Source organism: Methylosinus trichosporium OB3b (assembly GCF_002752655.1).
In the GTDB taxonomy this organism is placed as follows: domain Bacteria; phylum Pseudomonadota; class Alphaproteobacteria; order Rhizobiales; family Beijerinckiaceae; genus Methylosinus; species Methylosinus trichosporium.
In genome coordinates, this window is the sequence record NZ_CP023737.1 from 1578949 (window position 1) to 1590642 (window position 11694).

The following is an 11694-nucleotide window of genomic DNA, read 5'->3' on the forward strand; positions in this document are numbered from 1 at the left end:
TGTGCTGGCATTCTTCCTGTTGAGCTTGGCTGCTGCGCCGATCCTCTCGCTAGCAGCCGCTTTTTTCTATTTTCTGATATACGATCCTCCCCGCTTGCGATCGTGGAAAGCGAACTGAAATGGTCGACACGTGGATGGTCCGGGCCGGTCGTCACGGCTATCTGTTCGATCAGTTCAAGGAATCATCGATCGTCGCCTTGGGATGGGAGGGGGTCGAATCCGAGAGCGATCTCATGGACAAGGCTGCGCTTTGCAGCAAACTCCAGCGGGTTTATGCCGACTTGCCAGAGCAAGCGCTCTTCGTCGCAGCCAGTCAGCTCATGCGTTTCGCGCATGAAGTGAAAATAGATGATCGCGTGGTGACTTACGATCCACGCGCGCGTATGTATCTGTGTGGCCTGATAAAAGGTCGTTGTGAATTCCATCCCGCGACCAGCGGCCCATTCGAGCTCACCAACCGTCGCAATGTCGAGTGGCTATGTGAAAAATCACGCGACGATTTGTCTGTCGCCGCTCGCAACACCCTCGGCGCCACGCTCACCTTGTTCGCCATCCCGGCAAGCGTTTCGTCTGAATTGTGGTCCGAATCTCGACGGCCGGCTCCCGTAACTCCAGTCGTTCCGAAGGAAGCAATTGGTGCATTCGATTTTTCCGCTATCGAGTTGTCGGAACTGGCCGACGAAAAGATCAAAGATCGGATCGCTCGCCTCGACGAGTATACAATGCAAGACTTGGTGGCGAGTCTCCTGCGCGCTCTTGGATACAAGACATTGGTGTCGCAGCCGGGAGCGGATCGTGGAAAGGATATTCTTGCCTCGCCGGACGGCTTCGGGTTTCAAGCTCCCAGGATCGTCGTGGAGGTCAAGCACCGGCCGCGCGAAAGGATGGGCGCGCCTGAAATCCGGAGCTTCATAGGCGGACGTAAAGCGCATGAGAGCGGTTTGTTTGTCAGCACCGGGGGGTTCACCCGAGAGGCATATTATGAGGCAGAAAGATCGAATATCCCGCTGACGCTCCTCGACTTCGAAAATCTGATCAAGGCCGTCCTGAGAGCCTACTCGAATTTCGACGAGCAAGGACGGCAAATTCTGCCTCTAACTCCCATATACTGGCCGCTATGACTCTCAAATCCCGCCTCATCCCCTGCCTCGACGTGAAAGAAGGCCGCGTCGTCAAAGGCGTCAATTTCGTCGATCTGCGCGACGCCGGCGATCCGGTCGAATGCGCCATCGCCTATGACGCCGCCGGCGCCGATGAATTATGCTTCCTCGACATCACCGCGAGCCATGAGAATCGCGGCGTGATGCTCGATGTGGTGCGGCGCACGGCGGAGGCCTGCTTCATGCCGCTCACGGTCGGCGGCGGCGTGCGCAACGAGGACGACATCCGCAATCTTCTGCTCGCCGGCGCCGACAAGGCGTCGATCAATTCCGCCGCCGTCGCCGATCGCGACTTCGTGCGGCGGGCGGCCGAAAAATTCGGCGCGCAATGCGTCGTCGTCGCCATAGACGCGAAGCAGGTCGGCGACCATTGGGAAATCTTCACCCATGGCGGGCGCCGCCCGACCGGCATAGACGCGGTGGCCTATGCGAAAGAGGTGACGAGCCTCGGCGCCGGCGAAATCCTGCTGACCTCGATGGACCGCGACGGCGCCAAAAGCGGCTTCGACCTCGCCCTCACCCGCGCGGTCGCCGACGCCGTCGATGTGCCGGTCATCGCCTCGGGCGGCGTCGGGACGCTCGACCATCTGGTCGAAGGCGTGCGCGAAGGTCATGCTTCCGCCGTGCTCGCGGCGTCTATCTTCCATTTCGGCGAGTTCACCATCGAGGAGGCGAAGCTCCATATGGCGAAAGCAGGGATTGCGATGCGTCTCGACGGCCTGAGCGCCGCATGAGCGGATTTTCTCTCGCCGATCTCGCGCGGATCATCTCGTCGAAGCGCGGCGCCGAGGCGGCGCAATCGTACACCAAGACCCTGTTCGAGGCGGGAACGCCGCGCATCGCCAAGAAATTCGGCGAGGAGGCGGTGGAGAGCGTGATCGCCGCGATGCAGGGCGACAGGCGCGCCTTGACGAGCGAGGCCGCCGACGTGCTCTATCATCTGCTGGTGCTGCTCGAGGACGCGGGCGTCACGCTCGACGACGTGCTCGCCGAGCTGGAGCGACGCACCAGCCAGTCGGGCCTCGCGGAGAAGGCGTCGCGCGGAGAGAGCAAATGAATGCCGAGGCCGAGATCCCGGCCGCGATCCAAGCCCCGGCCGCCGCCGTTCTCTCGCCCTATCGGCGCTTCACCCGCGCCGAATGGGCGAGCCTGCGCGCCGACACGCCGCTGACGCTGACGCTCGACGATCTGACACGGCTCAAATCGCTGGACGATCCGATCTCGCTCGAGGAGGTGATCGAGATCTATCTGCCGCTCTCGCGGCTGCTCGCGCTCTATGTCGCAGCGACGCAGGGCCTGTTCAAGGCGACGCAGCGGTTTCTGGGCGCCGAGGACGGCAAGATGCCCTATATCATCGGCGTCGCCGGCTCGGTCGCCGTCGGCAAATCGACGACGGCGCGCATTCTCAAAGCGCTGCTGTCGCGCTGGGCCAACACGCCGAAGGTGGAACTCGTCACCACCGACGGCTTCCTCTATCCGAACGCCGTGCTCGAGCGCGACGGGCTGATGGACAAGAAGGGCTTTCCCGAGAGCTATGACAATCGCGCTCTGCTGCGCTTTCTCTCCGATGTGAAGGCCGGCCAGCGCAATGTCGCCGCGCCCGTCTATTCGCATCTGACCTATGATGTCGTGCCGAACGAATTCTTCCATGTCGATCGTCCCGACATTCTCATCGTCGAGGGCGTCAATGTCCTGCTCGCCAGCCGTCCGCGCGGCGACGGGCGCGAAATCCCCTTCGTCTCGGATTTCTTCGACTTCTCGGTCTATCTGCACGCCGAGGAGGATGTGCTCGAGCAATGGTATGTGGACCGCTTCCGCCGCCTGCGCGAGACGGCGTTCCGCGACCCGCGCTCTTATTTCAAGAAATACGCAGATCTCGACGACGCCGAGACGGTGCGCGTCGCCAAGGATATTTGGACGCGCATCAATCTCGAAAATCTGCGCCGCAACATCTCGCCGACGCGCCCGCGCGCCAGCTTGGTGCTGACCAAGGGCGCGGATCATCGCATAGAGGAAGTGGCGCTGCGCAAGCTGTAATTGCTTCGCGTGCGCAGGGGCCGTCATTGCGAGGAACGAAGCGACGAAGCAATCCAGGGGCCGCCCCACGGCTCTAGATTGCTTCGCTCCGCTCGCAATGACGGCCGAAGGAAACCGCGCGCCCAACATAGAAGTAAATGGAGGCCCTCATGACCAAGCGACTCGATTACGCCTCCATCTCGCCCGAAGGCATGAAGGCGATGGCCGGCGTGCATTCCTATGTCGGACATTGCGGACTCCCGAAGGCGCTCATCGAGCTCGTCTATCTGCGCGCCTCGCAGATCAACGGCTGCGCCTATTGCGTCGATCTGCACACGCGCGCGCTGCTGAAGGAAGGTTTGACGATCGAGAAGCTGATGCTCGTCTCGGTCTGGCGCGAGGCCGGCGCTCTGTTCGACGAACGCGAGCAAGCGGCGCTCGCCTGGTCCGAATCGGTGACGCGCATCGCTGAGACCGGCGCGCCGGATGCGGATTTCGTCGCGCTCTCCGAGCATTTCACGCAGAAGGAGGTCGTCGACCTCACCTTGGCGATCTCGCTGATGAACGCCTACAACCGCATCGCGATCGGCTTCCGCGCGCCGCCGGCGGCGGCGAAGTCGGCGTGAGCGCATAAAGAGCGAGCCTGAAGGCTCGCGGTTGAGATCACGCCTCGGAGCGCGAGCCTTCAGGCTCGCGCATTTCCGCCCTGCCCCGACGCGCTCCACAATTCCTCGACATAGCCGCGGCGGACCCAGCTGCGAAAGCGGTAAAGGCGCGTGAAGCCGAAGTCGGGCAGCAGATGGCCGACCACCGATTGCCGCTCGCCGGACTCGCCGACCTTGCGATTGGCCTCCTGATTAATGCTGAGCAGCAGCGGCGCCCAGCCGCCGATCTTGCTGAAATAGGAGCGGCACACATCGTCGCCCATCTCGGGAAAAGAATCGCAATTGACAACGATGTCCGCGGCGATCTTGGCGCTCTCGTCGACGAGCGGCGCGAAGAGAAGCTCGACGCCGGTCTCGCCGGGCGCATCGGCCGGATGGCGGAAGGCGACGCGCGCCTCGGGAAGAGCGCGGCTCAAGAAGAAATATTGCATCGCCGCGACGGTCGGCAGATCGACGATCGTGTAGAGCCGCGCGCCGCGCATCAGCGCATAGCGCCCGAGCTTGCCAAAGCCGCCGCCGATCTCACACACGCTCGGCGCGGCGCGCCCGCTCGCCTCGATGACGCGCAGAGCGGCGTAGAGCGCCTGAATGTCGCGGCCATCGAGCACGCGGTCCTCGATGGCGAGGCCGAACAGGCCGTCGAACACATTGGGCGGGGCGATGTCGAAGCCGAGCACGGCCTCGATCTCAGCGGCGAGCGCGCGCGAGGCGACGAACATCGCCTCGCCCATGAAATTCTGCTCGGCGCATTCGGCGCGCGCCAGCCCCATATATTGGGCGAGCGACGCCAGCATGTCGTGATAGGATATGACCGCCGCGCGCCGCCCCTTCGGCGAGGCGGCGCGAAAGTCGCGATAGGCGCGCGCCCCCTGCTCCAGACCTTCGGCCGCCGAGGTCTTCTGCACGCCGACGAGATAGACCGCGAGCGCGCGTGGATCGCGGCCGCCGAGCAGGCGCAGCAGCCGGCGATGGCGCTGGGCGACGATCGTCGTCCACATGGCGCCGCCGCCGCCGAGACCCCGATCCTTCCAATCGCGGACCCGGGCGCGCCATTCCGTCTGCAGCCGTTCGGCGACCTCGACGTCGCGCTCCTCGGCGATGCGCAGCGACATCGTCGGCTCCAGCAGCGGCAAACCGCGCCCGGTCGAGTTCATCAACTGCGCGGCGGGCCCCTTCACGGCCTCTTTGCAAACCAGCCAGAATTCGCCCCCCTTCACGCGAGCGGCGAGCGTCTCCGCGGGCGCGCTCTGCGGCGGCGCGAAGCTGAATCCATAGCGGCCGTCGCCGATCCCCGCCTCGGCGAGATCGACGCGCGGATCCTCGGCGCGCACGACGCCGATCACCGCGCCGGCGGAGAGAATTTCGACCTCGAAGCGCTGGTTCGGCCGCGAGCGGTCGTGAACCCAACCCGCGATACGTCGGTCGCTTCTCCCGTCGACATAGCCGACGAAATCTTCCGGGAGCTTGCGCTTGAACCACATGATCGGCTCCGCGGCTCAGGCGCGGAAGCGGCGCGGCTTCGGCAACCGCGCGGGCAGCACGAGGCGCGGCGTAGCGTTGTCGCGGCTGTACCAGGGATTGAAAGCGGGATCGTCATAATCGAGCAGGCCGTATTTGGAGCGCAGCGCCTCCTGCTCGCGTCGGAACCGTTCGATATTGGCCTTGGTCTCGTCGCTGCCACGGCTCGCCGATTCATGATGATAGAGCGTCGCGAAAGGCGTCCAGACGATGCGATAGCCGGCGCGGCCGGCCCGCAGGCAGAAGTCGATGTCGTTATAGGCGATGGCGAATTTCTCCTCGTCGAGCTCTCCGACCGCCTCGAGGCAGGCGCGCGTGATCAGCAGGCAGGCGCCGGTCGCGGCGGCGAAGGACTGACGGACCTTGAGCCGCGCCATCGGCCCGGGATACTCCCCCGGCATGCCGCAGAACCAGTGCCCCGCGACCGAGCCCAATCCGACGATGACGCCCGCATGCTGCAGCGAGCCGTTGGGATAGAGCAGGCGCGCGCCGACGACGCCGGTCGACGGATAGGACAGGCAGGAGACCATCTCCTTCAGCCAGCCCGCGTCGATCACCTCGACATCATTGTTGAGCAGCAGCACGCAATCGCCGCGCGCGGCGCGCAGGCCGCGATTGACCTGCGCGGCGAAGTTGAACGGCCGCTCGTCGATCTCGGCGCGAAACGCCGGATGGGTCCGACGCATCTCGTCATAGAGCGCGAGCACGCGCGGGTCGGCGCTGCCATTGTCGACGACGATGATCTCGAGCGCCGGATAATCGGTCTTGCGCGTCAGATCGTTCATGAGGCGCGAGATCAGCGTGTAGGCGTCGCGGCTCGGCACGACCACCGAGACGAGCGGCCAATCGCCGCCCGGCGGCGGCAGCCGCACGCGATGGAGATTGGCGTCGAGCGCCGGCTCCACACGCGCCGGCGCGCCTGCTTCCGCATAATTCTCGGCAAGGGCGCGGCGCGCATTGTCGGTGGCGCGGTCGAGGAAATTGCACGAATAGCTCGAGCCGTCGCGCCGCCAGAGATAGGCGGGATAAGGCAGATGCACGACCTCGTCGGGCGACAGGCCGCGAAGATAGCGCAGCAGCAGATCATAATCCTGCGATCCGTCGAAGCCGGGGCGCAGGCCGCCGAGCTCCATCAGCCGGGCGCGGCGGAACAGCGAGAGATGATTGACGTAATTGACGCCGGACAGAAGCACCGGATCATAGGCCGGCTTCAGCACATAGGATTTGGGCCGCAGCTGGCCGTCGGTGACGAGCTCGTCCGTGTAGATGCATTGGGCGCCGGGATTCTGCTCGATCGCGTCGACGACCGCGTCCACGGCGAAAGGCGTGAGCGCGTCGTCATGGTCGATGAAGGCCGCCCATTCGCCGGTCGCGGCGAAGAGCGCCATATTGGTCGCCGCGGCGATGCCACGATTGGCCGGGGCGCGCAGAATCGTCAAGCGCGGATCATCGACGTGGCGGTCGAGCCAGTCGATGGTTTCGCGCGTCGTCGAGCCGTCGTCGGCGAGGATCAGCTCGGCTGCGCCCGGCCGCTGGAGCCGAAACGAATCGACGAGCTGGTCGAGATAGGACGCCTTCGTATTATAGACGGGCGTGAGAAAGGAGATCAGCGGACGCTCGCCCTCCCAGGGCGCCGCATGGCCATAGCGACTCATCGCCATGGCGATCACCTGGTCGAAATGCTGGGGAACGCCGCGAATCTTGGTCGCGCGCGGGCCGAGGGCGGAAAGATCGTCGGCGCCGGCGCGCGCCACGATCTCGCAGCAGGGGGCGGCGACGCCGTTCATCGCGGCCTTGCGCAGCTTGCCTCCGACGAAGGCGCGCACGGATTTCTCGTCGCGCGCGGCGAAGGCGCGAAAGGCGAAGAGCGAGGGAAAGGAAGCAGGATCGAAGCGCACGCGCCGCACGCGTCCGAAGCTCTTCACGGCGACGACATAGACGCCGTCGCGCGTCTGCCGCAGCTCGATCTCCTCGCCGCGCTCGAAATCCTCGCCATAATCCAGGAAGACGCGCGGATCGAGATCACGATCGGCGTTCTCGATCTCGAATACGAGAAAGGCGGCGCCGACGAGCCAGGGCGCGTAGACGAATTGCGGATCGGCGTCGATCGCCCGCCATCGCTCCCATCCCAGTCTTCGCAAGCCCGCATGTCTCACAGAGGGAATTCTGAACAGCAAGGCCCGGTTTCCAATCACCCTCGGATGCGTCGGCGCGCCGACCCGACGTCTCTGGTCGGCGCCGCGGACGGCGTTTCAAAAGTGCTATACGCGAGCCGCGGCGAATAAGCCAGACCGCCGGACGGGCCGGCGCCCGGCATGGACGAAAGCGGGACGGCAGGGTATAAGGCCCCTCGTTCATCGCGTCCGGGGGGAATCGATCGGAGCCGAACGTCAACGATGATCCAATTGAACAAGGTGTTCAAATTCTTCAAGACGGAACGGCATACGAAGGTCGTTCTCGACCATGTCTCGACGGTCTTCGACACCAGCCATTCCTATGGAGTTCTCGGCGTCAACGGCGCGGGGAAATCCACGATGTTGAAGATCATCGCCGGCACGGCGCTGCCGAACTCCGGCCGGGTGATCCGGTCCGTGCGCGTCTCCTGGCCGCTCGGCTTCGCCGGCGGCGTGCATCCGCAGCTGACCGGCCGCGAGAATGTGCATTTCGTCGCGCGCATCTATGGCGCCGACCCGCGCAAAGCGGCTGCTTTCGTCGAGGATTTCGCCGAGCTCGGCGATTATCTCGACGCGCCGGTCAAGACCTACTCCACCGGCATGTCGGCCAAGCTCAATTTTGGTATGTCGATGGCCATCGATTTCGACGTCTTTCTGATCGACGAGATCACCGGCGTCGGCGATTCGCGCTTTCAGAAGCGCTGCGCGGAGGTGTTCGCGCAGCGACGCAAGAACACGAGCGTCATCTATGTATCGCACTCCATGAGCTCGGTGGCCCGCTATTGCGACCGGGCGGGCGTGCTGGTCGATGGTCAGCTGCTGATGTTCGAAACGGTCGGCAAAGCCGCCGAGTTCTATAATCGGATGAACAGATAGCGGGACGCCATGAACGACGCGCCGAAGCCGCCGGAGCTGCGCTCCCAAAATCCCATGGAGCGAGCGGAAGCCGTCTCGCGCTTCCTCGCCGACGCGGCGCGGCGCGCGCGCTTTTCCGCGCGCGTGCGCGGGGCCTATAAGGACAGCAGCTTCGCGGCGCGGCGGGGCGCGCGGGCGCTGCGCATCGCCTTCGCCGTCCTGTTCGTCCTCGTGGTCGCCATTCCCAATGCGATGAGCGTCGCCTATTACGGGCTGATCGCCTCCGACCAATATGTCGCCGAGGCCCGCTTCACGGTGAGCGGCTCCGAGACGCCGCGGCCGAACGGCGCCGGCGTGATCGAATTGCCGATGATGATGATCATGCAGGACACGCTGATCATCACCAGTTTCCTCGAGAGCCGCGCGCTGGTCGAGCAGCTCGAGCGGCAGGTCGGCTTGCGCGCACTCTATGGCGCGCCCTCGGTGGATCGCTGGGCGCGGTTCGACGCGAGCAAATCGATCGAACCCCTGATCGAATATTGGACGAAGATGGCCGAGGCGAAAATGGGCGTTCCCTCCGGCATCGTCACTTTGACGGTGCGCGCCTTCTCGCCGGAGGACGCGCGACGAATCGCCGAGGCGGTCGTCTCCGACTGCGACACGCTGATCAACAAGCTCAACGAGCGCATGCGCGAGGACACGGTCAAAGTGTCGGAACAGGAGGTCGCTCTCGCCGTGGAGCGTCTGAAGACGGCGTGGGTCGAGCTGGAGCGGGCGCGCAACGAGGAGGGATTGATCGACGTCGCCCTCGCGAGCAAGTCACAGACCGATGTTCTGTCCGGGCTCGAGAGCGAGCTGCTGGCCGCGCAGAAGGAATATCAGATCCGTAGCCATTATCTCGAAGAGTCGGCGCCGCAGCTGCGCGTGATGCGGCGGCGCATCGAGGCGCTGGAGGGTCAGGTCGCCGAGCGGCGTGCGCAGATGACGGCGCAGGAGAGCAAAGGCGTCGCCGCTCTGGCCCGGCGCACCCTGTCCGGCAAGATGACGAAATTCGCCAGCCTCGACCTCGAGCACAAGATCGCCGAGGCGCGCTATCAGGCGGCGACGGCGGCGCTCGATGCGGCGCGCCAGATGAGCCAGAGGAAGATGCTGTATCTCCAGGTGATCGAATGGCCGGCGACGCCGCAGGAGTCGCGCTATCCGCGACGCCTTCTCTATATCGGAGTGATTTTCGTCGGCTCGCTGGCGTTGTGGGGCGCCCTGCTGGGGCTCATCACCTTCGTGCGCAATAACATGGCGTGAGCCGGGCCACGAGGGCGAGACGGCGCCTGTCTCGAGGCCCCTCCCCCGCCTCGCCACGACGACCGGCCACGCCCGGAAGCGGTCGGCTCGCCACAGCTGCGAAACCACCGCATTGTCACGCGGGCTCGAAGAGCGTCTTGACGCAAAGCGCCGAGCTCGCCTATACCGCCTACGCTCGACGCGCAATCGTCGGGGCGGAGTAGCTCAGTCGGCTAGAGCAGAGGAATCATAATCCTTGTGTCGGGGGTTCGAGTCCCTCCTCCGCTACCAAAAATCCCCCATGCGTTCCGTTGCGATGGGCCGCCGGCGCACCGAGGCCGGAAAGATCGAGGATTGCGGCGAGCTTGCCGACGATCTCGACGCGCGGATCCTCACCTTTCGGCGCCGGGTGGACGACGACCCTCTCGACGAGCTGACGGAACGCCGGATGCGCGATAGGCGATTCCCGCGCGCCGAGTCGCGCGGCCAAAGCCTCGAGCATCGCCCGAAAGGCGGCGATGGCCGCCGGGTGCAGCGCCACGACAGACGCCGGCGCGGCGTCGGCCGCCAGCGCCGCCTCCAAGTCGCGCCGCTCCCTGTCCAGCGCCTCCAGCTTCGTCCGTAGCGCGTCGAAAGCCGCGCCGCCTTGGGCGATCGCCTCGACCATGCGCTCGATCTGGCGCACGACCTCGCCGAGCCGGGTCTCCGCCTTCGCACGCTCGCGGCTGGTGTCGCCGGCCAGGCGGCGCCTCTCCTCATGATAGGCTCGCACGAATTCGGCGATCAGCTCGGGCTGGTCGATCTCCGCCCGCAGCGCTTCCACGACTCCGGCCTCGATCCGGTCGAGATAATAGGATCGATGGTTGTCGCAGCTGCCGCTCTCGGTCGCTCGGCTGCAGCGGATGCGTGGGCGGCCGTTGGCGTTGTCATGCTTCGCCATGCCGGACCCGCAGGCGCCGCAGCGCAATAGGCCGGACAGAAGCGAGCGCTGGTATCGCCGCGGCCCGCGCGGCTCGGGCCCGCGGGCGAGGCTCGCGCGCTTGCGCTCCGCCGCCCTCTCCCATGTCTCGCGATCGACGATCGCCAGCTGCGGGGCGTCCGCGCGCTGCCACTCGCTCGACGGGTTCGGCCGCGAGATGCGGCGTCCCGTGGAGGGGTCCTTGACCATCCGGACGCGATTCCAGACGAGCTCGCCGACATAGAGCGGGTTCTGCAGGATTCCGTTCCCGCGCTCGCCATTGCCGTTGATCGTCGAGGCGTTCCAGGCCGTCCCGCGCGGCGGCGGCACGCCCTCGCGATTGAGGTCATGAGCGATGTCGCGGGGCGAGCGGCCATCCGCATATTCGAGGAATATCCGCCGCACGATCGCCGCTTCCTCAGCGACGACCTGGGGCCGGCCCGGCTCGCCCGGCGTCGGCCGATAGCCATAGGAGCGCCCGCCGGCATAGCGGCCCTCGCGAATGACGCCGGCCATCCCGCGGCGAATCTTCTTCACCCCGTCCTCGCGAAACAGCTGGCCGACCAGGCCCCGCAGCCCGACAGTCACCGTGTCGGCGACGCCATCGTGAACGGCGCGGATCTCGATCGACAAGAAGGTCAGCTGTCGGTGAATGCCGGCGAGATCGGCCATGTCGCGCGAGAGCCGGTCGAGCGCCTCGACGAAGATCACGTCGAATTCCCGCCCCTCGGCCGCGCGGAGCAGCTGCTCGAGGCCCGGCCGGCCGAACATGGACGCCCCGGAGCGGGCGCGGTCCTCATAGGTGGCGACGACGGAAAAGCCATCGCGATGCGCCGTGGCGCGGCACAGGGCGACTTGATCCTCTATCGATTGGTCCCGTTGCAGCTCGGTGGAGAAGCGCGCATAGATCGCGGCGCGTCTAGACGCCGCCGGGCGTCGACCTTCTGTCGCCATCCGCGACCTCCTGTTTCCGTCCCGCCCGACTTGCCAGGGCCGCCTCATGATCGCGGCGCGCGGCGTCGCGCGCAAGCGCTCTCACCAGCTCCACTAGAGCCGGATCGGGCGGC

11 protein-coding genes, 1 tRNA gene and 1 pseudogene are annotated in these 11694 nt (G+C 65.6%); 10 read left to right on the top strand and 3 right to left on the bottom strand.

Features of this window, described 5'->3' with window-relative positions; translation table 11 throughout:
- The first annotated feature begins 119 nt into the window (after positions 1 to 119).
- The 5 genes from CQW49_RS07635 (at position 120) to CQW49_RS07655 (ending at position 3802) form a co-directional block, all read left to right on the top strand.
- Positions 120 to 1121 (top strand): restriction endonuclease, encoded by a 1002-nt coding sequence (locus CQW49_RS07635; RefSeq protein ID WP_003611137.1) that lies wholly within the window; start codon positions 120 to 122, stop codon positions 1119 to 1121.
- On the top strand, positions 1118 to 1894 hold the full coding sequence (gene hisF / locus CQW49_RS07640) for an imidazole glycerol phosphate synthase subunit HisF (protein ID WP_003611136.1): 777 nt from the start codon (positions 1118 to 1120) through the stop codon (positions 1892 to 1894). Before CQW49_RS07635 ends, hisF begins: the two co-directional genes overlap by 4 nt.
- Positions 1891 to 2217 carry a phosphoribosyl-ATP diphosphatase gene (locus CQW49_RS07645; RefSeq protein ID WP_003611135.1) on the top strand — a complete coding sequence of 109 codons (327 nt, stop codon included), beginning with the start codon at positions 1891 to 1893 and terminating at the stop codon, positions 2215 to 2217. The genes hisF and CQW49_RS07645 overlap by 4 nt, the downstream gene beginning before the upstream one ends.
- Positions 2214 to 3197, top strand: coding sequence for a type I pantothenate kinase (coaA, locus tag CQW49_RS07650; RefSeq protein WP_003611134.1), 984 nt, complete (start codon positions 2214 to 2216; stop codon positions 3195 to 3197). The genes CQW49_RS07645 and coaA overlap by 4 nt, the downstream gene beginning before the upstream one ends.
- 149 nt (positions 3198 to 3346) lie before the next feature.
- Positions 3347 to 3802 (top strand): carboxymuconolactone decarboxylase family protein, encoded by a 456-nt coding sequence (locus CQW49_RS07655; RefSeq protein ID WP_003611133.1) that lies wholly within the window; start codon positions 3347 to 3349, stop codon positions 3800 to 3802.
- Between the two features lie 59 nt (positions 3803 to 3861).
- Here CQW49_RS07655 and CQW49_RS07660 read toward each other — a convergent pair whose 3' ends face one another.
- Together CQW49_RS07660 and CQW49_RS07665 are read right to left on the bottom strand one after the other, a co-directional pair.
- Positions 3862 to 5322: a putative sugar O-methyltransferase gene (locus CQW49_RS07660; protein WP_003611132.1), complete on the bottom strand. Its 1461-nt coding sequence runs from the start codon at positions 5320 to 5322 to the stop codon at positions 3862 to 3864.
- 15 nt (positions 5323 to 5337) lie between these two features.
- Positions 5338 to 7500 (bottom strand): glycosyltransferase family 2 protein, encoded by a 2163-nt coding sequence (locus tag CQW49_RS07665; protein WP_244441326.1) that lies wholly within the window; start codon positions 7498 to 7500, stop codon positions 5338 to 5340.
- A 255-nt stretch (positions 7501 to 7755) separates the two neighbouring features.
- Here CQW49_RS07665 and CQW49_RS07670 point away from each other — a divergent pair, with 255 nt between their 5' ends.
- The 5 genes from CQW49_RS07670 (at position 7756) to CQW49_RS25505 (ending at position 10639) form a co-directional block, all read left to right on the top strand.
- On the top strand, positions 7756 to 8409 hold the full coding sequence (locus tag CQW49_RS07670) for an ABC transporter ATP-binding protein (protein WP_003611130.1): 654 nt from the start codon (positions 7756 to 7758) through the stop codon (positions 8407 to 8409).
- A gap of 9 nt (positions 8410 to 8418) precedes the next feature.
- A complete protein-coding gene (locus CQW49_RS07675; protein WP_003611129.1) occupies positions 8419 to 9690 on the top strand; it encodes a KpsE/RkpR family capsule polysaccharide export protein in 1272 nt (423 codons plus the stop codon).
- A gap of 193 nt (positions 9691 to 9883) precedes the next feature.
- A tRNA-Met gene (locus CQW49_RS07680) sits at positions 9884 to 9960 on the top strand.
- A 25-nt stretch (positions 9961 to 9985) separates the two neighbouring features.
- Positions 9986 to 10294, top strand: coding sequence for a hypothetical protein (locus CQW49_RS25500; RefSeq protein ID WP_040566518.1), 309 nt, complete (start codon positions 9986 to 9988; stop codon positions 10292 to 10294).
- 21 nt (positions 10295 to 10315) lie between these two features.
- Positions 10316 to 10639, top strand: coding sequence for a hypothetical protein (locus CQW49_RS25505; protein ID WP_040566516.1), 324 nt, complete (start codon positions 10316 to 10318; stop codon positions 10637 to 10639).
- On the opposite strand, the pseudogene CQW49_RS25510 reads toward CQW49_RS25505, so the two are convergent.
- Positions 10538 to 11629: pseudogene (locus CQW49_RS25510) on the bottom strand (recombinase family protein); the annotation flags it as partial. The gene CQW49_RS25505 and the pseudogene CQW49_RS25510 sit on opposite strands and share 102 nt — an antisense overlap.
- Positions 11630 to 11694: the final 65 nt, after the last annotated feature.

Coding starts and splice junctions, on each gene's coding strand:
- CQW49_RS07635 (WP_003611137.1), top strand. CDS start 120: ATGGTCGACACGTGGATGGTCCGGGCCGGTCGTCACGGCTATCTGTTC.
- hisF (WP_003611136.1), top strand. CDS start 1,118: ATGACTCTCAAATCCCGCCTCATCCCCTGCCTCGACGTGAAAGAAGGC.
- CQW49_RS07645 (WP_003611135.1), top strand. CDS start 1,891: ATGAGCGGATTTTCTCTCGCCGATCTCGCGCGGATCATCTCGTCGAAG.
- coaA (WP_003611134.1), top strand. CDS start 2,214: ATGAATGCCGAGGCCGAGATCCCGGCCGCGATCCAAGCCCCGGCCGCC.
- CQW49_RS07655 (WP_003611133.1), top strand. CDS start 3,347: ATGACCAAGCGACTCGATTACGCCTCCATCTCGCCCGAAGGCATGAAG.
- CQW49_RS07660 (WP_003611132.1), bottom strand. CDS start 5,322: ATGTGGTTCAAGCGCAAGCTCCCGGAAGATTTCGTCGGCTATGTCGAC.
- CQW49_RS07670 (WP_003611130.1), top strand. CDS start 7,756: ATGATCCAATTGAACAAGGTGTTCAAATTCTTCAAGACGGAACGGCAT.
- CQW49_RS07675 (WP_003611129.1), top strand. CDS start 8,419: ATGAACGACGCGCCGAAGCCGCCGGAGCTGCGCTCCCAAAATCCCATG.
- CQW49_RS25500 (WP_040566518.1), top strand. CDS start 9,986: ATGGGCCGCCGGCGCACCGAGGCCGGAAAGATCGAGGATTGCGGCGAG.